The organism is Pantoea sp. X-Soil-OKNW-556, from assembly GCF_059730695.1.
On record NZ_AP035991.1, the window covers coordinates 298,417 to 320,089 of the forward strand.

Sequence of the window (21,673 nt, forward strand, 5' to 3'; positions counted from 1 at the left end):
GGAGTCTGCCCGCCGTGATACGGGCAAGGATTAGCAAGCTGAGAGGAAAAGCATCATGGCGAGCGTCGCGTTACGCAATGTCACTAAGACCTGGGGCGACACCGAGGTATCGAAAGATATCAATCTGGAGATCGGTGAAGGGGAGTTCGTGGTGTTTGTCGGCCCATCAGGCTGTGGTAAATCCACGCTACTGCGCATGATCGCCGGGCTGGAAACCATCACCCGCGGCGAGTTGTTGATTGGTGATCAACGCATGAATGATGTACCGCCTGCCGAACGTGGCGTTGGCATGGTGTTCCAGTCCTACGCCCTCTATCCCCATCTTTCCGTGGCGGAAAATATGTCCTTCGGCCTGAAACTGGCCGGGGTGAAAAAGGCGGAGATTCAACAACGGGTAAATCAGGTGGCGGAGGTGTTGCAACTGGCGCATCTGCTCGACCGCCGCCCCAAAGCGCTCTCCGGCGGGCAGCGTCAACGCGTCGCCATTGGTCGTACGCTGGTGGCTGAACCCCGCGTGTTTTTGCTGGATGAACCGTTATCCAATCTCGACGCGGCACTGCGTGTGCAGATGCGCATCGAGATTTCCCGTCTGCATAAGCGACTGAAACGCACCATGATTTATGTCACCCACGATCAAGTCGAAGCCATGACGCTGGCTGACAAAATCGTGGTACTGGACGCCGGACGCGTCGCCCAGGTCGGCCGTCCACTTGAGCTTTATCACTATCCCGCCAACCGCTTTGTCGCCGGTTTTATTGGCTCCCCCAAGATGAATTTTCTGCCGGTGAAAGTCACCGCGACCTCGATTGAGCAGGTTCAGGTACGGCTGCCCAACGATCAACTGGTGTGGTTGCCGGTGGACAGTGCCGGGGTGCAGGTGGGTAGCAACATGTCGTTAGGCATTCGTCCCGAACATCTGATTTCCAGCGATATCGCCGATGTCACCCTCGAAGGTGAGGTGCAGGTGGTCGAGCAACTCGGTTTTGAAACGCAAATTCACATCCAAATCCCCGCCATCCGTCAGAACCTGGTTTACCGCCAGGAAGACGTGGTGCTGGTAGAAGAGGGCGCCCTGATGGGCATTGGCCTGCCGCCAGAACGTTGCCATCTGTTCCGTGAAGATGGCAGCGCCTGTCGCAGGCTGCATCAGGAGCCTGGTGTTTAGCCCCGTAAAAACAAGAAAAGCAATGACCTCAGGAGATAAAAACATGTTAACTCTGCGCAAACTCCCTCTCGCGGTTGCCATCGCGGCGGGTACGCTCTCTGCCCCATCGATGGCGGTGGATTTCACCGGCTATGCCCGTTCCGGCATCGGCTGGACCGGCAGTGGTGGTGAACAACAATGTTTTCAGGCAACCGGTGCGCAAAGCAAATACCGTCTGGGTAACGAATGCGAAACCTACGCTGAATTGAAACTGGGCCAGGAAGTGTGGAAAGAGGGCGATAAGAGCTTCTATTTCGACACTAACGTGGCCTATTCGGTATCACAGCAAAACGACTGGGAAGCGACCTCCCCGGCGTTCCGTGAAGCCAACGTCAAAGGCAAGAACCTGATTGATGCCCTGCCGGGCGCCACCATGTGGGCCGGTAAGCGCTTCTATCAACGCCATGACGTCCATATGATCGACTTCTACTACTGGGATATCTCCGGTCCGGGAGCGGGTCTGGAAGATGTTGATCTCGGTTTTGGCAAACTCTCCTTCGCTGCCACGCGTTCGTCAGAATCCGGCGGTTCTTACACCTTCTCCAGCGATCAAACGCGTGATTACGCCACCGCCACGGCCAACGATGTGTTCGATATCCGTCTGGCGGGGCTGCAAACTAACCCGAATGGCGTACTGGAACTGGGTGTTGATTACGGACGTGCCAATGAGCGTGATGGCTACCATCTGGAAAATGGCGCGTCAAAAGATGGCTGGATGTTCACAGCTGAACATACCCAAAGCATGCTGAAGGGCTACAACAAGTTTGTGTTGCAATACGCCTCCGATGCCATGACCTCACAAGGCAAAGGGCTGCCACAGGGCACCAGCCTGAATAACAACGGTAATATGTACCGGATCCTCGACCACGGGGCGATTTCGCTGGCGGATCGTTGGGATCTGATGTACGTCGCCATGTACCAGGACATCGATCTCGACAATAACCGTGGTACCGAATGGTACACCGTGGGTGTGCGTCCGATGTACAAATGGACGCCGATCATGAGTACCTTGCTGGAAGTGGGCTACGACAACGTCAAGTCACAACAGGCGAATGAGCGCAACGGTCAGTACAAAATCACCCTCGCGCAACAATGGCAGGCTGGCGACAGCATCTGGTCGCGTCCGGCACTGCGTCTGTTCGCGACCTACGCCAAATGGGATGAGAAGTGGGGCTACACCAAAGACTCCTCTGGCGATATCACCTCTTTTGCCGCAGCGGATAGCAGCGGTAACGGCATCCTGACCAACAGTCGCGGTAATAACGACGAGTGGACGTTTGGTGCGCAGATGGAGATTTGGTGGTAATTCGCTAGTTTATCGATCGTTTATTCGGCAGCGGCGGCCATTGCCTGGTTCCGTCGCTGCTGATCTGCTCATAAGGCCAAAACAATGAAAATGACAAAAACACTGGCGGCGCTCTGCCTGAGTGCTGCGCTGCTGGCGGGGCAAAGTCTGCCAGCCTATGCCGATATCACCCTCGTGCCCCAGGATCTCTCTGCGGCACCGACATTCCCAACCGCCAGCCTGCAACAATTGAGCTGGCTCCCGGTAGATGCTTCGCGCACTCAGGTCAGCAAGTTGTCGAACAGCGCTATCCCGACCGGTGCCGCCGGGGTAACGGGCGCAGTGGCAGCCTATAGCCTGCCTGCCAATATCGGTGAACTGAACGTCACTTTAACCAGCGAGGTGGAAAACAATCAGGTGTTCGCACCGAACGTTCTGGTGCTGGATGAAAACCTGCGTCCTGCTGCCTGGTTTCCGAGTAAGTTCTTTACCTATCAGCAACCGGGTGTGATGACACCGGACCGACTGGAAGGGTTGATGAAGCTGACGCCGGTGCCCGGCCAGCGCAAGATTTACTTGCTGGTGTTTACTACCGAGCAGGATCTGACGCAAACCACCACATTGCTGGACCCGGCCAAGGCGTATGCCAAAGGCACCAGCAACGCGATACCTGATATTCCTGATCCGATCGCGCGCCACACCGGCACCGGTACGCTGAAGCTGAAAGTCAAAACCAGTTCTGGCTCGTCAATCCTGGTGGGGCCGTTATTTGGTTCGTCCGGCCCGGCACCGGTGATGGTCGGCAGTACCCAGGCGGCAACGCCGGCCGTCGTGACAACGTCACCTGCACCGAAAAGCGCGCCGATTATGAATGACACCGAGAGCTACTTTAATCAGAACATCCGCCAGGCGGTTGAGCAGGGCAACATTGATAAAGCGCTCAAACTGCTGGATGAGGCCGAACGGCTGGGATCAACCACCGCACGGCCAACGTTTATCAGCAGTGTTAAAGGCAAGGGGTGATGTTACCCCGGCAGTGCTGAGTTGCCCCACCTGGTGCGCTACGGCGCACCTTTTTTATGCGTGCAATAATCGCGTGATAAATCACGCCGCTACGGAACGGCCCGTAGTGGCGCGATTTATCGCGCAAACTAACTGATCTGCCGCCGCTGGTGGATATCCGCCAGCAAAGCATTGACATGCGCATCGCGAAACAGCGTTTCCAGCGTGACGCGCAATTTACGCCGCCAGTTGGGATACTGATCAGTGGTGCCCGGTATATTCACCGGTGCGGCCATATCCAGCCAGTCCTCGGGTTGCAGTCCAAGCAATGCGCTGCTGCTGTCGGCCAGAAAGCCGTGCATTGCATGGTTCAGCGTGGTGTTCATCACGGTCTGACGGATAAATTTCGCCAGGTAGCCAGTGCGGCGCAGGCTGCGCACCAGCGCCTGTTTAGCCGCCCGCCGCTGTTGATGCAACCCGGCGAGGATAATTTTGTCAGGATACAGTCCCAATTTGCTGCCGGTCGTCAGGTCATCACTTTGCCACCAGCCACGCAGCGTCGGCATATCATGGGTGGTGGCAACTGCCATCGCCTGACGCAACCATTGGCGCGGTGGGCGGAAACCCGTTGCCGAGGTTTGCTCAAAATAAAGCACTTTGTAGGAATACACCCCGGCGTCACGCAGTTTGCCAATAATCGCGTCCGGCACGGTTCCCAAATCTTCGCCAATCACCATACAGCGATGGCGCTGGCTCTCCAGCGCCAGGATGGCCAGCAGGTCGTCAATCGGATAGTGGACATAGGCACCCTGGGCCGCGTTGCCGTCGCGCGGGATCCACCACAGACGCAGCAGCGCCATCACATGATCAATGCGCAATGCCCCGCAGTCGCGCATATTCGCCCGCAGCAGGGTAATCCAGGGTTGATAGGCTCGCGCCTGCATTACTTGCGGGTCCATCGGCGGCAATCCCCAATTCTGACCAAGCGGGCCAAGAATATCCGGCGGAGCGCCAACGCTGGCTTGTAAACAATACAGATGGCGATCGCCCCAGGTTTCCGCGCCACCTTGTGCCACCCCCACCGCCAGGTCACGGTATAACCCGATTGGCATTTGCTGTTGCTGGCACACCTCCCAGCAGGCGGCAAACTGGCGGGCGGCCAGCCACTGAAGCCACAGGTAAAAATTCACCTCATCGCTGTGTTCAATACGAAAGGCGCGTACCGCTGCGCTGTCAGGATGCTGCCAGACCTGCGGCCACACCTGCCAACCATAATTGCCCTCGTCCTGCGCCAGCAACGCCGCATGTAGCGCATCAAACACCCCCTGAAGTTGCAAACTTTCACCGCCGGCGGTGACGAAGGCTTCAAAGGCATTGACGTCGGGATCGGCCAGGTCGCGCTGGCAGAAATGTGCCCAGGCGAGACGCAGCGCGGTCAGTTTGAGTTGCGTTACGGCACGATAATCCACCCAGTCGCTGGCACGCACGTCCTGCCATATCTGCCGCGTCGCGGGGGATTGCCACCAGCTTTGTGCATCCTCGCTCCGGATAAAATCGTCCACCGCATTCACATCGATATAAATAACATTTAACCAGCGGCGTGATGAGGGGCTGTAAGGGCTGGCGCTCTCCGGCATCCCCGGAAACAGGGCGTGCAGGGGATTCAGACCAATGAAGGCACCGCCACGCTGCGCCACTTGCTGAAGCATCAGTTTCAAATCGCCAAAGTCACCGATGCCCCAGTTATGCTCTGATCTCAGAGTATAGAGCTGGACGCAGGCTCCCCACAGCGATTCACCGTTCACCAGTTCGCCCGGCTCATAACAACGTGACGGTGTCACGATAATCTTGCAGCTAAAGCTGTTGCCGGCTGATGATAGCGTAAGCTGATGATATCCCTCTGGTAAAACGGGTAAACGTAGCGATTGGTCCGGGACGCATTGTCCTGACCACTCATCGCCGCTTTCGCTTTGCAGCCGCCAGAGCGCCGGACCGGTCAGGGTTGGTGATAACTCCAGCGGCTGACCGTGCTGAAACACCCTCACGGCGGGTAACGGCGCTCGCTCAGCAACAGCGGGTTGCATGGCCGCCAGCAGGCGCTGGCGGGTATCGGCGGAAATAGTTTGCGACTGGCCGTGGGCATCAATGTAATCCAGCGCGATGAGATTGTGTGGTTTCATCGGATTCCTCAGCGTTCCGCCTGCCAGATACGTTGCTGATAATCACGGATCGACCGATCGGAGCTGAACATGCCGCAACGCGCGGTATTCAGGATCGCGGCACGCGTCCAGCCTTCCTGATCGGCCCACAACGTTTCCGCCTGTTCCTGAGCCTTCAGGTAGTGATGGAAGTCAGCCAGCACCAGATATGGATCGCCGCCCTGCGCGTTAAGGCTGTGCAGCAATTCGGCAAAGGCGTGGGTATCGCCATCGCTAAAGGTGCCATCTTCCAGCGCCTTCAGCACCTGATCGAGCTGACGATCCTTCTTGCGCCACACGGCGGGAGCGTAACCCTGTGCTTTCAACGCGTTAACCTGTTCTACGGTGTGACCGAAGATAAAAATATTTTCGCTGCCAACCTGCTCCGCAATCTCGACATTTGCTCCGTCAAGCGTGCCGATGGTCAGAGCGCCGTTCAACGCCAGCTTCATATTGCCGGTGCCGGACGCTTCTTTGCCGGCGGTGGAGATCTGCTCAGAAAGATCGGCGGCAGGGATCAGGCGCTCCGCCACCGAGATGTTGTAGTCGGGGATGAACACCACCTTTAACCGGTTACCGACACGCGGGTCGTGATTGATGACGTGCGCCACTTTGTTGATGGCGTAGATGATGTTTTTCGCCAGCGCATAGCCCGGTGCAGCTTTGGCACCAAACAACACCACACGCGGCGCGAGATTCGCCTGCGGATCGCTGACCAGCGTCTGCCACAACGCGATGATGTGCAGCAATGTCAGGTGTTGGCGTTTGTATTCATGCAGACGCTTAATCTGCACGTCAAACATCGCTTCAGGATTAATAGCGATGCCGGTGCGCGCCAGAACCCAATGCGCCAGCTCAACTTTATTGTGTTGCTTGATGGCGCGATAGTGCGCGCGGAAGTCGGCATCATCGGCAAAGGCTTCAAGGCCCTGCAACGCATCCAGATTGTTGATCCAGGGTTGCGCTAAGGTGTCGCTGATAAGCCGCGCCAGTGCCGGGTTGCATTGATTAATCCAACGCCGGGGGGTGATACCGTTGGTGACGTTATGGAATTTCTCCGGCCACAAGCTGTGATATTCAGGAAACAGATCCTGTACCACCAGTTGTGAATGCATCGCCGCGACGCCGTTCACTGCGAAGCCGCCCACCACGCAGAGGTTTGCCATCCGCAGTTGGTTGTTATGCACCAGCGCCAGCTTCGCCCAGCACGCGTCATCGCCCGGCCAGCGCGCATCGACCTGCTTTTTAAGCTGGGTATTGAGGGTATTGATGATCATCATATGGCGCGGCAGCAGGGCGCGTACCATACGCACGTCCCAGCACTCCAGCGCTTCCGGCATCAGCGTATGGTTGGTGTAAGCAAAGGTGCGGCGGGTGATCTGCCAGGCCTGTTCCCAATCCATCTGATGCTCATCCAGCAACAGACGCATCAGCTCAGGGATCGCCAGTGTGGGGTGGGTGTCATTGAGCTGAATCACTTCGTAATCTGGCAACGTGGCGATGGGGTGTCCGGCCTGATGGTGGCGGCGCAGGATGTCCGCCAGCGAGCAGGCACACTGAAAATATTGCTGCATCAGACGGAGCTTTTTGCCTGCTGCATGATTGTCGTTGGGGTAGAGAACCTTGGTCAGTTTCTCGGCATCAATGCCGGGCTGCTCGGCACGTAAAAAGTCGCCATCGTTAAAGCGTTGCAGGTCGAAAGGCTGTGCATGCTTTGCCTGCCACAGACGCAGCGGTTGCGTGATGCCATTTTCAAAACCGACCACCGGCAAATCCCAGGCTTCACCCTGCAACAGGAACGCCGGTTGCCAACGTGCATTGATCACCTTGCCACCAATGCCAACCGTGACGTTTAACGCGGCGTTATGGCTAAACCACGGATAGCGATCGCGCTGCCAGTCATCCGGCAGTTCCTGTTGCTTACCTTCGACAAAACGCTGGCGAAACAGGCCATATTGATAATTCAGGCCATAGCCGATTGCCGGTTGTCCCACGGTGGCCATCGAGTCAAGAAAACAGGCAGCCAGACGGCCCAGCCCACCGTTGCCCAATGCCGGATCGGTTTCACATTCCAGCACCTCACTCAGATTAATGTCCCACTGTTTCAGCGCATCGTTAACGGCGTCATACCATCCCAGATTCAGCAAGTTGTTCCCGGTCAGACGCCCAAGCAGAAATTCCATCGAGAGATAGTTAACGTGACGTTGAGGTGTGCTGCGGGCGTGAGCGGGAAGATCAGCCAGCATATCGGCCAGTGCACCACTCAGGGCATGCCACCACTGATGTGGTGTCATATCGCGTGCATCGCGTAAACCAAGACGTTGCCACTGGCGGGTGAGGGATTGCATAAAACGTGAACGATCAAAAAGCTGTGTCATAACCGGATGTCCTGTGAGAGCGAATAAAGTCTGCCCGCCAGTGTGCCTGTGGCTGGCTATACGCTCCTCCTCCTGCGGTAAATTCACCAGGGAGGATAAGCAGGGTGGAGAGGGTGAGGGGAATCTGAAAGTGTGTCAGGAATGTGATAACTGCCGCTTTTGTAAAGATTACTTAATGAGTTTGCTTGCAATCACTCCGCGAATAATCGAAGTTGTGTGAATAATAATTTCGAAGCGTAAAAAAATAATCGCTAAATGTAAGGGAGATGCATGCGTCTATGTTAATACCCTCGAAACTCAGTCGCCCTGTCCGTCTGGAAAGCACCGTCACGCGTGACCGCCTGCTGCAAAAACTCACCGCGGCCGGTAATTATCGGCTGGTGTTGGTGACCAGCCCCGCAGGCTACGGTAAGACCACGCTGGTTTCACAGTGGGCGGCGGACCAAAGCAATCTGGGGTGGTATTCACTGGACGAGGGGGATAATCATCCCGAACCTTTTGCTGATTATCTGATTGCTGCGTTGCAACAAGCTACGCAAGGGGGGTGTCCCCGCAGCGAGTTGCTGGCACAAAAGCGTCAGTACATGAACCTCAATGCATTATTTGCGCAACTGTTTATTGAGCTGACGGAGTGGCAAAAACCGCTGTGGCTGATTGTCGATGATTATCATCACATCACTAATCCCGCCATTCATGAGGCAATGCGCTTCTTTTTGCGCCATCAACCCGACAATCTCACGGTGATTCTGCTGTCACGTAATTTGCCGCAACTGGGTATCGCCAATCTGCGGGTACGTGAACAAATGATTGAACTGAGTAGCCAGCAGCTGGCCTTTACCCATCAGGAGGCGAAGCAGTTTTTTGATGGGCGTCTGACGGCACCGCTCGCCTGTGAAGAGAGCAACCAACTGTGTGATGATGTAGCAGGCTGGGCCACTGCCTTGCAGTTGATTGCGCTCTCCGCCCGTCAGGGGGCCAGCTCCGCCCAGGATTCTGCGCGTCGCCTTTCCGGCATCAACGCCAGCCATCTTTCGGATTATCTGGTGGAGGAGGTGCTCGACAACGTTGACGTCGCCACGCGTCATTTTCTGTTGAAAAGTGCGCTGCTACGTTCCATGAACGATGCGCTGATTACTTGCGTCACCGGGGAAGAGAACGGACAGATGCGGCTGGAAGAGATCGAGCGGCAGGGGTTGTTTTTACAACGTATGGATAATTCCGGGCAATGGTTTAGCTATCATCCGTTGTTTGGCAGTTTTTTGCGGCTGCGTTGTCAGTGGGAACTCGCCGCCGAGTTGCCCGCTATTCATCGCGCCGCCGCAGAAAGCTGGATGGCGCAGGGGTACCCGCGCGAAGCTATTCATCATGCGCTGGCGTCCGGTGATGCAGGGATGTTGCGTGATGTGTTACTCGTCCATGCCTGGACGCTGTTTAATCAGAGCGAATTAACGCTGCTCGAGGCATCGCTCAAAACCTTGCCGTGGGAGACATTGCTGGAGAATCCTCGTCTGGTGTTATTACAGGCGTGGTTGATGCAAAGTCAGCATCGTTTTTATGAGGTTAACAGCCTGCTGGCACGCTTTGAAGCGGCGTGTTGTCGCGATATCGACGAGGCATTACGCGGGGAATTTAACGCGGTTCGTGCCCAGGTCACCATCAACAATGGCAACGCCGAGGAAGCGGAACATCTGGCGATGCTGGCGCTGGAGAGCCTGCCTGAAAGTTGTTATTACAGCCGTATTGTCGCCACGTCGGTGTTGGGTGAAGTGATGCATTGTAAAGGCGACCTGGTTAATTCACTGAAGCTGATGCGTCAGACGGAGCAAATGGCGCGACGTGACGAGACCTGGCACTACGCGCTGTGGAGCCTGATTCAACAGAGTGAAATTCTGTTTGCTCAGGGCTTTTTGCAGGGCGCGTATGAGACACAGGAGCGGGCGTTTGTGTTGGTGAATGAACAACACCTGGCGCAATTTCCTCTACATGAGTTCCTGTTACGCATCCGCGCGCAACTGATGTGGGCATGGGGGCGGCTGGATGAGGCCGAGCAGGCGGCTCGCGCGGGTATCCGGGTGTTGAAAGGGTATCAGCAGCAGCAACAAATTCAGTGCCTGGGCCTGCTGGCACAATGCTCGCTGGCGCGGGGCAATCTGGATAATGCCCGCAGTCACCTGAATCGGCTGGAAAACCTGCTGAATAACGGTAACTGGCACAGTGACTGGATCGCCAATGCTGACGAGGTACGGGTGATTTACTGGCAGATGACCGGGGATAAACAAAGCGCCAATACCTGGATGCGCCAGACGGCGAAACCGGCGTTCGCCAATAATCATTTTCTGCAAGGCCAGTGGCGCAACGTGGCGCGGGCACAGATCATGTTGGGTAATATGACGCAGGCAGAGGTGGTGCTGGATGAATTAAATGACAACGCGCGCGCACTACGATTGATGAGTGATTTGAATCGCAATTTGCTCCTGATGAATCAAATCTACTGGCAAACCGATCGTAAAGTTGATGCGCAGCGAACCTTAATTGAAGCCCTGAAGTTGGCACGCAGCACGGGGTTTGTCAGCCATTTTGTTATTGAGGGTGAGATGATGGCGCAGCAATTGCGGCAACTGATTCAGCTCAATATTCTGGATGAGCTTGATAACCACCGGGCGCGACGTATCCTTGATGAACTGAATAAACATCACCGCCATAAATTTGCTCATTTTGATGAGGGTTTTGTCAGCCGTTTGTTAAATCATCCTGATGTTCCGGAACTCATTCGCACCAGCCCATTAACGCAGCGGGAATGGCAAGTGCTGGGACTGATCTATTCTGGCTACAGCAATGAACAGATTGCCGGTGAGCTGGCGATCGCGGCAACAACCATTAAAACGCACATTCGGAATCTGTATCAAAAGTTAGGGGTGTCTCATCGTTCGCAAGCGGTGAATCAGGCGCAGTCAATGTTAAGAATGATGGGGTATGTTTAATGATTTAACCCGTTAAACTCAGTGCCAATAATAAGCGTAGCGGGTGATTTTTTTTATTATCTTTCTTTCTCGTCCTGGTGATGACGTCTATATTTATCAGCAGACTGACTTCATATCGAGGCAGATATGTTTCTAAACTACTTTGCACTGGGCGTTCTGATCTTTGTCTTCCTTATTATTTTTTACGGGATAATTATCCTGCACGATATCCCTTATCTTATTGCAAAATCACGTAATCATCCTCACGCCGATGCGATACATGTGGCTGGCTGGGTGAGCCTTTTTACGCTTCATGTTATCTGGCCATTTCTCTGGATATGGGCCACCCTGTATCGCCCGGAACGGGGTTGGGGAATGCAAAGTCAAAATGATTCGCTGGAACTACTTAAGTTACGCGTTGCTGAACTGGAGCGAAAACAGGGTATAAGTAACGCTCCTCCTGCGGAGTAATCGTATGGATTTACTGATTATTTTGACCTATGTTGCGTTTGCGTGGGCCATTTTTAAACTATTCAAAATACCGGTTAATAAATGGACGGTGCCAACAGCCGCATTGGGTGGCGTTTTTCTGGTAGGCGCACTTATCCTGTTGATGAACTATAACCATCCCTATACTGCTCTGGCACAAAAAGCGGTGATATCCATTCCTATTACGCCGCAGGTCACCGGTATTGTTAAAGAAGTGACCAACAAAACGAACACTGAAATTAAAAAAGGAGAGATGCTTTTTCGCCTGGACAGTACGCGTTATCAGGCGCGAGTGGACAGATTAAAGGCAGATTTAGCGACGGCCATTTCAAATATTCAGACGCTGAAGAGTCAATTAGATGAGGCCATTGCGAATACGAGCAATGTATCAGCAGAACGCGACCGTTTATTAAAAGACTACCAGCGTTATTTACAGGGAAGCAAAGCAAAGGTTAATCCATTTTCGGAAAGTGATATTGATCATGCGCGCCAGAACTACTTAGCCCAGGATGCATTGGTAAAAAGTTCGGTGGCGGAACAGGCGCAAATCAAAAGCCAACTCGATAGCACGGTTAATGGAGAACAATCACAAATTGTCAGCCTGCGCGCGCAACTGGCAGAAGCGCAGTACAACCTGGACCAAACCATCGTTCGGGCGCCGAGCGATGGTTATGTTACCCAGGTGCTGATCCGTCCCGGCACCTATGCCGCAGCCTTGCCACTGCGACCAGTAATGATTTTTATTCCTGAGCAAAAACGACAGATCATTGCGCAATTCCGACAAAATTCATTGCTACGTCTGGAGCCGGGAGATGAAGCTGAAGTGGTATTTACTGCTATTCCGGGTCAGGTCTTTCCCGGAAAATTGACCAGCATTCTTCCGGTAGTCCCTGGCGGCAGCTATCAGGCACAGGGGACGCTACAATCGTTGACCATCACACCTGGCTCTGATGGTGTCCTGGCAGTGATTGAACTGCAACCGAATGCTGATGTGGATGCATTACCCGATGGCATCTTTGCACAAGTTGCTGTTTATTCAGATCACTTTACACACGTATCGGTGATGCGGAAGGTGCTGCTGCGAATGACCAGCTGGATGCATTATCTCTATCTGGACCATTAAAACCCAGCAGGCGTCGCTACGTGAATTCTGAGAGAAGCGCAGGGGGATTGGGCGGGAGATTTTGCGTAGCGCTGCCAGGTGTGTTCCGGTTATTTCGTAGCGGCGCGATTTATCGCGCATCATCCAGCAGTGGTGACGTAAAACCTGCGCGATAAATCGCGCCGCTACGGGATGGGGTGGCGTTGCGGGGTTAGCCGGATATCGCATTTAACATAATTCACGTTATGTGTACTTGTGTTATAGAAGCAAAGCTGACTTAGCCGTTATGAGCTAAACTAACCTGGCCGCTTCGGGCTACCTGCTGAGGAACCTGATATGGCGGCTTCTGGTGCGGAGTTTTTTACGATGAACGAAGTTAACCGGCTTAAAATGATCCAGGACGTTATTGACCGGCGGCTCACTACCCGTCTTGCCGCAGAACGCCTCGGGATCTCCGACAGACACTGCCGCCGCCTGCTTCAGCGTTACCGCGAAGACGGCCCGCTCGGCATGGCTGACCGGCGGCGCGGCAAGCCCAGCAACTATCAGCTGCCTGAAGGCCTTGCTGAACATGCCATCCAGATCATCCGCGAACGTTATGCCGACTTCGGTCCGACGCTGGCCTGCGAAAAACTGGCCGAGCTTCACGGCGTGGTGTTATCCAAAGAGACAGTGCGTAAGCTGATGATACTTTCCGGTCTCTGGATCCCCCGCAGACTGCGTGCACCGAAGATCCAGCAGCCACGCTGCCGACGCGCCTGTGTCGGCGAACTGATACAGATCGACGGCTGTGACCACCGCTGGTTTGAAAACCGTGGCCCGGCCTGCACGCTGCTGGTTTACGTCGATGACGCGACCAGCCGCCTGATGCAGCTCCATTTTGTGAAATCAGAGTCCACGTTTACCTATTTTGAAGCCACACGCGGCTATCTGGAGCAGCACGGCAAGCCGCTGGCGTTTTACAGTGATAAAGCCAGTATCTTCCGCATTAACAACAAAAACGCGGCCGGCGGTAAGGGACAGACTCAGTTCGGACGTGCAATGAACGAACTCAACATCACCGGCATCTGCGCCAACACCAGCTCAGCCAAAGGACGCGTGGAACGCGCCCATCTGACATTGCAGGATCGCCTCGTTAAAGAGCTGCGTCTGCGCGGCATCAGCACGCCGGATGCGGCCAATGCCTTCGCAGATGAGTTCATGGCCGATTACAACCTCCGCTTTGCGAAGGCTCCCCGGCATGATTTTGACGTTCACCGGCCTCTCGATGCAGACGACGATCTTGAGGCGATTTTTACCTGGCGTGAGCCGCGCAAGGTCTCAAAATCGCTGACGGTACGTTACGATAAGATGCTCTGTCTGCTTGAAGATAATGAGCAGAGCCGCCGTGTCATCGGTAAATATCTGGACTCCTGGCAGTATCCGGACGGTCACGTCGAACTCAGAAGTAACGGAACGGTACTTCCCTACTCTGCTTACGATCGCCTGTCTGAAGTTGACCAGGGGGCCATCATTGATAATAAGCGGCTGGGTCACGCGCTGGCGGTGGCTAAGCTGATGCAGGATAAGCGCGATAACACGCGCTCACAGGCACTTCCTGCCGGAACAGGCCCGGGCCGGAGGGTCGGGAAGAAAGACCCGAACAAAAAACGGCAGCGGGCAATAAACGAAGATGATTTACTGGAAGCCGTGAATGATTTACAGACGCGCGGTAAAGAGATATTTGGCGGTTAAACCCTGTGTTTAACCTGAACAACGGACAACTCAGCTTGGCCTGAACCCGGTCATCTGTGCTTAGGTTCAACATGTGTTGTTACTCCAAAGCGCTAATGGGAGATGCGGAGATGCGGATGTTTTCCTGGACTGTTATGTTGTGATCCCCAGATGCTCCCGGTACTTCACCGGACTCATCGCACCCAGTTTCTGCCGTAGTACATTTCATTTTTGACCCGCCCGAAGAAGCCCTCGCACGCTGCGTTATCCGACGAACAACCTTTGCGCGACATAGACCTTACAAGACCCGACCTGTTGATACGATCCAGCCAGCCCGGCCATCGGTAATGACTGCCTCTGTCACTGTGTATCACCGGTCTTTCATTTTCCCTGAGCGTATCGATCGCATCATCGAGCATGGCATTGACCAGTTTTGCGTCCGGACGTGTCCCTATGGCCCAGCTCACCACTTTGCCATCAAAACAGTCGATGACTGGCGACAGATAGACCTTGCCTGCCGGAAGATGGAACTCGGTAATATCGGTCAGCCACTTCTCATTTGGCCGGTTGGAACGAAAATTTCTGGCGAGGAGATTTTCTGGGGCCTGACCGATTTCTCCGCAGTAAGCGCTGTATCGCCGGCGCCCGGCACGCTTAACAATCAGCTGTTCTTCAGCCATCAGTCTGCGGACGACCTTTTCTGAGATGTATGTGTTGTTTTCACGGAGCATCGCATGGAGGCGCCGGTAGCCATAGCAGCGATAATTGAGACTGTCCGCAACTGGATGATCTCAGACGGACTCTGGCGGCCGCATTCACGGCGTCAGGCTCACATTTATCAGCCACGACACCGGCGCGACTGTCTCGGCGAACTGGTGCAGCTGGACGGATCTCATCATGCCTGGTTTGAGGATCGGGCACCGAAGTGCTGCCTGCTCGTGTACGTTGACGATGCCACCGGCCGCCTGATGCACCTGCGCTTCTGCGATTCGGAGTCAGCATTCGATTATATGACAGCAACACGGGAGTATATTGATTTACATGGAAAACCCGTCGCATTCTACAGCGACAGGCACGCCGTTTTCAGGGTTAACGGTACGGACGCACGCCGCAGCGGTACCACACAGTTTGGCCGTGCACTGCGCGACCTCAGCATAGAGCGCATCTGCGCCAACAGCAGCCAGGCCAAAGGCCGCGTGGAGCGCGCCAACCAGACACTGCAGGATCGGCTGGTGAAGGAGCTGCGGCTGCACAACATCAGCTCCATCAGCGAGGCGAACCGCTGGATTACGGGCTTTATCGACGACTTTAACCGCCGTTTTGCACGACCTCCCAAGTAGATGACACTTTAACTTAGCCACTGAGACGACATCTTAATAATGGATAGACATGTGTTATAGAGGCAAAGCTGACTTAGCCGTTCTGGAGATGCGGATGTTAGGATATTTGAAAATGCCTGTTTTTAGTCAGTTCATAATATGCCCTGGTCATTATGCTGTTATTTTAAGCTATATAAAAAACGTTTTCTTTTCTCATACAAAACGCAAACCTTTTAAAGTTCAAATTAAGCCATCCGCCTTTTCCGGTTATCCGATCTATTGAACCAACCTCGCTGTTTGCTGACTAATATGTTAACTTTTGCCGTCATGTTAACGTTCTTAAGGTGTTAACGGTGCGCGCCTAATTTTCGACCAGCCAGAGCAGTCTGTGCGCAGAGGATACCAGATATGAAGGTTTTAATTATTTGTCGGGATAATATTGGCGACACGCTACTGACGACGCCGCTTTTAAGTGCGCTCGCACAGTCAGGCCAGCATCAGGTCGATGTGCTAACCAATAATTATGCGGCACCGGTATTAAAAAATAATCCCGATATACGACAACTTTTGTATTACACCAAACTACATCACCGCGACGAAGGTCAGGGTCGACTGAACTGCCTGTTCCAACGATTGATGCTGATGATTAACCTGAAAAAGCAGAAGTATGATGCGGTGGTCCTCGCAAAAAGCCGCTGGGACCAGCACGGACTGAAATGGGTAAAAATCATACGTCCTGGCAGAGTCATTGCTTTAGGCGAAGAGTCACATCCGCTGATTACCGACCTGCTCCCACCGGCCAGTCAGTCTCAGCAACATATCAGTGAAATCCTGTTCAGCCTTGGACGACCGTTTAATCTCAGCGCCACTGCGCCAGGTAAACTGACGCTTTTGCCGGATGCTGAGAGTGCAAACAACCTGCGTAACAGCTACGCCATCGATCCCTCTCTCCCGGTTTATGCATTACAAATTAGCGCCCGCAAGCCAAGCCAGCAATGGGAGGCCGCCCGGTTCGCTGAACTGGCAGACAAAATTGCTACCCGGCATCGTTGTCAGATTATGCTGCTGTGGTCACCCGGTAGCCGAGACAATCCACGCCATCCGGGTGATGACGACAAAGCTCGCGAAATTATGGCACTTTGTACGCACCTGCCGGTGAAAGCGGTGGCGACAACCACCCTGCCACAGCTTATCGCGGCCATGTCCTTATCTCGCGGCCTTGTAAGCAGTGACGGTGGCGCGATGCATATTGGCGCTGCGCTGGGACTTCCGGTTGTCGCGCTATTTGGTGACAGTGACCCGGCATGCTGGCATCCCTGGCAGGTGAAGCATAAGGTATTGCAACCAGCCTCGCGCCATGTCAGCTCGCTCAGTACGGATGAGGTCTACGACGCATTTCTGCAAACCATCATTCAGTAACCACCTCAGGCCAGTGTCCAAGTCTGGCCGCTTCGCATAGCAGTGCAACCGTCAAGGGGTGATAAGAAAACCCCTTCCGACGGGTAAACAAAGGGAATTGCAGGCGTGTTGCCGGAAAATAGCGTGCATCATCATAATGCTTTGAACTGACTGCAAAAGTGATAAAAAAGTCATTCATCAGATCTGCAAATTCAAACTCATTCAGGGGTAACCTTTGCACGTAAAAGTTGGGGTGATCAACTTTCTTAAACCAACCTAGCGCGGTTGGCTTGTTATGATATTCGATTAGAGCAATCACCGCTGCCAGCATGGAGGGTTGTGGCGTGTTAGTCATTATCCCACCAGTTTCACTATGGCTTGTTCGACCTCTTCAACGGTGATCGAAGTCATGGGATGTTGCGAGTCATCTTCAGGCGGGCGGTGAATAATGATATGACGGTCACTGTCCTGACAGGGGCCGGTATAACGTGGATTGGCGGTAGAAAAGAGGCTGACGGTACGAACCTGCGCAGCGACCGCAATATGCATCGGTCCTGTATCACCCGTTACCAACAGATCCAGGCTGCGGATCAAGTTAATCAAGCCGCTGAGATTGGTTTTACCCGCCATCGGCGTAACATTTTTTCGGTAATGCAGCGGCAGGCTATCAATAAACTCCTGTTCAAGATGCTGCTCATGCGGCGCACCGGTCACGATGATTTCACAGTCAGGCCAACGAGTAAGCAGCGCTGCCACCAACTGGCAGAATGATGTTAGTGGCCAGCGACGAATATCTTTAGATGCACCTAACTGAAATCCAATACGCAGGTGGTCACCTGATCTCGTAACGCTGCTTTCCGATTCCGGCAGATGCATCCGGGTCTGATGCGACTGCGCACCGAGCGACTCAATCAATTTAAGTTTGCGTTTAATGGTGTGATCGTCGAAATAACCCGAGTAATGGTCCAGATGTTTATTAAGAAGTGGCGACTCGCTGCCGTAATGGTCGCGCACAATGACCTTACTGCCAGTTAATACTGCGCTCATAACATCGTACGGAAAATGGCCGTGTAATATCACCGATAAGTCGGGTTTCTGCCGGCGCAACTTGAAGAACAATGGCAGGTAATTCAGTAACTTATTGTCCCATATATAGATTTTATCAAACCACTGATAGCGGCTAACTAAATCCTTATTCTTCTTACTGGAAACCAAAATGAATTGACTGGCAGGGAAGCGATTTTTAAGGCTCCAAATAGCCGGTGTATTCATCAGAAAATCGCCCAGTGCAGTGGTGGAATAGATCACCACAGTTTTGGGATTAAGATCGTGTAAGGAAGGTGCTGTTTCCCTGCTAAAAAATCGCGAGTAAAGCGTTAAAATTTGGTCTATGAGATATAGTTTTTTTTTCTTCACGTTTGCAGCACCCTAACTGTATAAAAAATACTCAAAAAAGTCTTTTATGGATATTTAGAGGTTAATCCGGGGATTAAAGTTCATTGCGAAAGCACATTTTCATCCGGTTAACCTCAGATTAACTGGACAGGCTTCAGTTTGGCAATCTTCTCTAATGTACAGGGATGATGATTATAGCCCAGCAACATCACAGCATCACCTGATCCGAAGGGGTTATCATTTACTTCAAGCCACCGATTCTGGCTGCGCTATCACCCTTCAAACCCGGCCTGAAAAACGACCTCACTCCCCTTTCCTTTTCATCAGAAAACAGTAGCAAGTGACATTCAAAACCGGGAAATCAGGGTGACATTATCAACATGGATAGACAAAATCTACCGATTGGTTAGGTTAAAGAATCTGTGTGCCGCTGGATTGCTGTTTCCTTTCTCATAACCTCGGAGAATTCAGAACGGTCTTGTTGTCTAATTCGTTGTTCCTTTTTGTGATTTCATCATTTTTTTGTGCATTTCAGTCATATTTTGGTGTGCCATAGCGCTGTTGTTTTGCATCATTTGATGAGACATAGCAGCCTGGTCATGAGCGCCCATATCCATCATTTTCATGCTTTCTCCCTGGGGGGTGCTTTTATCAGAGGAAGACTGAATCTGGTGGGCTGGAGCCTGCGCATTATTTACCATGTCGTGGATATTTATTTTTTCTGCTGCCCAGGAATATGAGGTAAAGGTCATAATGGCAACAAGCGATACAAGGATTTTTTTCATAGTGGATCTCCGGTTTAAAATTCCCCATGCAGCCAACAACTTAAATTCCAATAAGTGGTTGATATCTGACCTGGGTGGTGGTTACTCAGAAAACGGTGTGAAACTTCTTTTCCACTCTGTTCCTGATTTATAGTCATTATAAAAAACCACCTCTGTTCATCGCATGACTAAATCATGACATTTATGTCACCAGAAGCGCACCCGCCCCAGGGTTACCGGAAACTCCACTGCACAGTGATAACAAACACGCTGGGAATGATAATCCCCGTTTCGATGCCAAAATAAGAAGTGAAATTATATTGAAAGCCATGATAAATATAAGGTGAAAATCCAATGCCAGTTGCCTTTTTAAAATCATGATAAGAACCGTGATCACCACAATTTTTAAATGCATCGAAAAAGAACTCGCCGGTATATCCATATACGCCTTTGAACACCCACCCGTTATCCCAGGAGGCCCAGTCCCTTCTCACGCCCATCGCAAGACAACGATCGTCGAAACTATTTTTCATTGTGCCAAGTAACACGCTGTATTTCGAATCTTCAGAGAGTTTACGCTCAACAGAAAAAAAGTTATTTTCGAAATTCTCTGTGTATTGCCCGTGATTCCCGGTCAGATGGTAAACAAAAGAACCGGTATTGACTGAATAGAGATTTATTTCACTGGCATGACACCAGAAAACCACAACGAGCAAATGATATCCTAATGTTCGGATTATTAATTTATGCATTTTAATATCCAACTTAATAAGAAAGGAAGTCGAACAATTCCTGCACACTTACCCACGTTTTGGTTTTACATGAAGGCTTGCTGTATCCAAGCATAGCCCATTACGCCCTTCCTCCCCTGCCTTATAGCTCAAATTTTAACCTTACCTGCCCGCCATTACGCTATATACCGGGAAAAACACCGCCTTATGTAAGGATTGCGTAAGCCTATCGATCATAAAATCCCATTTCTCTGTAATGATTGAGAGTGTAAATGTAATAAAATATTAACAGGAGGAAGGAAATGGTAGGGATTTCAACGTTAGGAATAGGCTCTGGGCTAAAACTTGATGAAATTCTCGACAAGCTCACCAGCGCCGAGAAACAGGTTCTGACACCCATTTCAAAGCAACAAAGTGCGGCCACAGCGAAGCTGTCGGCCTATGGCAGTCTGAAAACAGCCATCCAGAGTTTTCAGACTGCCAACAGTAAATTGCAGGAAAGTGGGCTATATACCCAGACCAGTGCAACCAGTAGCACCACCGCCTTTAGTGCCGACTCGGGTGGGAGTGCCATCCCCGGAAAATACACCATCAGTGTGACACAACTGGCGCAATCCCAGACGTTAACCAGTGCGGCAAAGAGTGATTTGAAGTTACCACTGGGTAGCGATGCTGATAGTCGGACGCTGAAAATTCGCATGGAGGATGGCAAAGAGCACAGCATCACCTTAAGCAAAGATCAAACTTCGCTTTCTGCGCTGCGCGATAGCATCAATAAGGCTAATGCCGGTATCAGCGCGAGTCTGATCCGCGTATCCGATAAAGAGTATCGCCTCTCACTGACTGCCACCGAGACAGGGACCGGTCATGCGGTGAAAGGTATTGAGGTGACTGGCGATGACACGTTGCAGGATTTTATCGGTTACGACGCGGCAGTCACCACCAAAGGGTTGACACAGAATGTTGCGGCGCAAAACGCGCTCCTTAGCATTAACAATGTCAGCATAGAGAGCAGCAGTAATGTTATTACCGATGCGGTTGAAGGTGTAACGCTTAAGCTAAATGACCAGACATCCGGCACGCAAACGCTCAGCATTACCAGCGATAATTCTAAAGCGAAAACCGCCATTACCGACTGGGTCAATGCCTACAATTCGCTCCAGGATACGATGAGTAACCTGACCAAATATACGCCCGTCGATGCTGGTCAGGATCAAGATACAAAAAATGGTGCGCTATTAGGTGACGGCACGCTGCGAATAATCCAGACGCAATTAAAAGGCATTCTGGCCAATGGCTCGGGGTCGGCAACGTTTAAAACCCTCACCCAGGCGGGTATCACCACCGATCCTCAAAACGGCAAACTGAGGCTTGATGCCGACAAGCTCAGTAATGCTATCTCTGCCACACCGGACGCAGTGCGGGATATCTTCACCGGAGATGGTAAAACCACCGGCGTGGCGACCGGGCTGGGAACCGGATTGGCAGCAATGCTGAATAGCAAAGGTGTTCTGCAAGGAGCGACGGACAGCATCAGTAAAAAGCTAAATGCGCTGACCGATCAATATAATAACGCCAGTAAAAAAATAGATAACACCATAGCCCGTTATAAAAGCCAATTTACTCATCTGGATACCATGCTTAACGCATTAAATAATACCAGTACTTATCTCACCACACAGTTCGAAAATATGCAGAACAGTAATAATAAATAATAAAAACGCCCCCAAATGGG

General features: G+C 52.5%; 14 protein-coding genes and 3 pseudogenes. 10 read left to right on the forward strand and 7 right to left on the reverse strand.

Annotated elements, in window-relative coordinates:
• Positions 1–55: 55 nt before the first annotated feature.
• From malK to malM, 3 genes are all read left to right on the forward strand, one after another.
• Complete coding sequence (gene malK, locus AC6I8T_RS22065) at positions 56–1,165, forward strand: maltose/maltodextrin ABC transporter ATP-binding protein MalK (RefSeq protein WP_208726538.1); 1,110 nt, start codon at positions 56–58, stop codon at positions 1,163–1,165.
• 43 nt (positions 1,166–1,208) lie between these two features.
• A complete protein-coding gene (locus AC6I8T_RS22070) occupies positions 1,209–2,510 on the forward strand; it encodes a maltoporin (protein ID WP_415175480.1) in 1,302 nt (433 codons plus the stop codon).
• 84 nt (positions 2,511–2,594) lie between these two features.
• Positions 2,595–3,512: a maltose operon protein MalM gene (gene malM, locus AC6I8T_RS22075; protein WP_497834408.1), complete on the forward strand. Its 918-nt coding sequence runs from the start codon at positions 2,595–2,597 to the stop codon at positions 3,510–3,512.
• Between the two features lie 128 nt (positions 3,513–3,640).
• Here malM and malQ read toward each other — a convergent pair whose 3' ends face one another.
• Positions 3,641–5,671, reverse strand: a complete 2,031-nt coding sequence (gene malQ / locus AC6I8T_RS22080; RefSeq protein ID WP_497834409.1) for a 4-alpha-glucanotransferase — start codon at positions 5,669–5,671, stop codon at positions 3,641–3,643.
• 8 nt (positions 5,672–5,679) lie between these two features.
• On the reverse strand, positions 5,680–8,067 hold the full coding sequence (malP, locus tag AC6I8T_RS22085; protein WP_497834410.1) for a maltodextrin phosphorylase: 2,388 nt from the start codon (positions 8,065–8,067) through the stop codon (positions 5,680–5,682).
• A gap of 278 nt (positions 8,068–8,345) precedes the next feature.
• Between malP and malT the strand changes: the two genes are divergently transcribed.
• The 4 genes from malT (at position 8,346) to AC6I8T_RS22105 (ending at position 14,352) form a co-directional block, all read left to right on the forward strand.
• Entirely contained in the window at positions 8,346–11,048 is a 2,703-nt protein-coding gene (gene malT / locus AC6I8T_RS22090; protein ID WP_208726549.1) for an HTH-type transcriptional regulator MalT, read from the forward strand.
• Between the two features lie 126 nt (positions 11,049–11,174).
• Entirely contained in the window at positions 11,175–11,498 is a 324-nt protein-coding gene (locus tag AC6I8T_RS22095; RefSeq protein ID WP_208725604.1) for a DUF3302 domain-containing protein, read from the forward strand.
• Positions 11,499–11,502: 4 nt separating this feature from the next.
• A complete protein-coding gene (locus AC6I8T_RS22100) occupies positions 11,503–12,639 on the forward strand; it encodes an HlyD family secretion protein (protein WP_208725605.1) in 1,137 nt (378 codons plus the stop codon).
• 315 nt (positions 12,640–12,954) lie between these two features.
• Complete coding sequence (locus AC6I8T_RS22105) at positions 12,955–14,352, forward strand: ISNCY family transposase (protein ID WP_208725606.1); 1,398 nt, start codon at positions 12,955–12,957, stop codon at positions 14,350–14,352.
• A 182-nt stretch (positions 14,353–14,534) separates the two neighbouring features.
• Here the strand turns inward: AC6I8T_RS22105 and AC6I8T_RS22110 are convergent.
• Positions 14,535–15,098, reverse strand: a pseudogene (locus AC6I8T_RS22110) (IS3 family transposase); the annotation flags it as partial.
• Between AC6I8T_RS22110 and AC6I8T_RS22115 the strand changes: the two are divergent.
• Both AC6I8T_RS22115 and AC6I8T_RS22120 read left to right on the forward strand, forming a co-directional pair.
• Positions 15,096–15,665 (forward strand): annotated as a pseudogene (locus AC6I8T_RS22115) (ISNCY family transposase); the annotation flags it as partial. The pseudogenes AC6I8T_RS22110 and AC6I8T_RS22115 overlap by 3 nt on opposite strands.
• 393 nt (positions 15,666–16,058) lie before the next feature.
• Positions 16,059–17,069, forward strand: a complete 1,011-nt coding sequence (locus AC6I8T_RS22120) for a glycosyltransferase family 9 protein (RefSeq protein ID WP_208725607.1) — start codon at positions 16,059–16,061, stop codon at positions 17,067–17,069.
• Here AC6I8T_RS22120 and AC6I8T_RS22125 read toward each other — a convergent pair.
• The 4 genes and pseudogenes from AC6I8T_RS22125 to AC6I8T_RS22140 all read right to left on the reverse strand — a co-directional run bounded on the left by AC6I8T_RS22125 (position 17,059) and on the right by AC6I8T_RS22140 (position 19,959).
• Entirely contained in the window at positions 17,059–17,403 is a 345-nt protein-coding gene (locus AC6I8T_RS22125; protein WP_244634055.1) for a DUF1493 family protein, read from the reverse strand. The genes AC6I8T_RS22120 and AC6I8T_RS22125 overlap by 11 nt on opposite strands.
• A complete protein-coding gene (locus AC6I8T_RS22130) occupies positions 17,403–18,464 on the reverse strand; it encodes a glycosyltransferase family 9 protein (RefSeq protein WP_208725608.1) in 1,062 nt (353 codons plus the stop codon). The genes AC6I8T_RS22125 and AC6I8T_RS22130 overlap by 1 nt, the downstream gene beginning before the upstream one ends.
• A 467-nt stretch (positions 18,465–18,931) precedes the next feature.
• A pseudogene (locus AC6I8T_RS22135) lies at positions 18,932–19,228 on the reverse strand (PcoE/SilE family metal-binding protein); the annotation flags it as partial.
• A 212-nt stretch (positions 19,229–19,440) separates the two neighbouring features.
• A complete protein-coding gene (locus AC6I8T_RS22140; protein ID WP_244634056.1) occupies positions 19,441–19,959 on the reverse strand; it encodes a hypothetical protein in 519 nt (172 codons plus the stop codon).
• A gap of 281 nt (positions 19,960–20,240) precedes the next feature.
• Between AC6I8T_RS22140 and fliD the strand changes: the two genes are divergently transcribed.
• Positions 20,241–21,653, forward strand: a complete 1,413-nt coding sequence (gene fliD, locus AC6I8T_RS22145; protein ID WP_208725609.1) for a flagellar filament capping protein FliD — start codon at positions 20,241–20,243, stop codon at positions 21,651–21,653.
• Positions 21,654–21,673 lie beyond the last annotated feature (20 nt).

Excerpts from the sequence above, each read along its gene's own strand:
- malK (WP_208726538.1), top strand. The coding sequence starts at position 56 with ATGGCGAGCGTCGCGTTACGCAATGTCACTAAGACCTGGGGCGACACC.
- AC6I8T_RS22070 (WP_415175480.1), top strand. The coding sequence starts at position 1,209 with ATGTTAACTCTGCGCAAACTCCCTCTCGCGGTTGCCATCGCGGCGGGT.
- malM (WP_497834408.1), top strand. The coding sequence starts at position 2,595 with ATGAAAATGACAAAAACACTGGCGGCGCTCTGCCTGAGTGCTGCGCTG.
- malQ (WP_497834409.1), bottom strand. The coding sequence starts at position 5,671 with ATGAAACCACACAATCTCATCGCGCTGGATTACATTGATGCCCACGGC.
- malP (WP_497834410.1), bottom strand. The coding sequence starts at position 8,067 with ATGACACAGCTTTTTGATCGTTCACGTTTTATGCAATCCCTCACCCGC.
- malT (WP_208726549.1), top strand. The coding sequence starts at position 8,346 with ATGTTAATACCCTCGAAACTCAGTCGCCCTGTCCGTCTGGAAAGCACC.
- AC6I8T_RS22095 (WP_208725604.1), top strand. The coding sequence starts at position 11,175 with ATGTTTCTAAACTACTTTGCACTGGGCGTTCTGATCTTTGTCTTCCTT.
- AC6I8T_RS22100 (WP_208725605.1), top strand. The coding sequence starts at position 11,503 with ATGGATTTACTGATTATTTTGACCTATGTTGCGTTTGCGTGGGCCATT.
- AC6I8T_RS22105 (WP_208725606.1), top strand. The coding sequence starts at position 12,955 with ATGGCGGCTTCTGGTGCGGAGTTTTTTACGATGAACGAAGTTAACCGG.
- AC6I8T_RS22120 (WP_208725607.1), top strand. The coding sequence starts at position 16,059 with ATGAAGGTTTTAATTATTTGTCGGGATAATATTGGCGACACGCTACTG.
- AC6I8T_RS22125 (WP_244634055.1), bottom strand. The coding sequence starts at position 17,403 with ATGACTAACACGCCACAACCCTCCATGCTGGCAGCGGTGATTGCTCTA.
- AC6I8T_RS22140 (WP_244634056.1), bottom strand. The coding sequence starts at position 19,959 with ATGCATAAATTAATAATCCGAACATTAGGATATCATTTGCTCGTTGTG.
- fliD (WP_208725609.1), top strand. The coding sequence starts at position 20,241 with ATGGTAGGGATTTCAACGTTAGGAATAGGCTCTGGGCTAAAACTTGAT.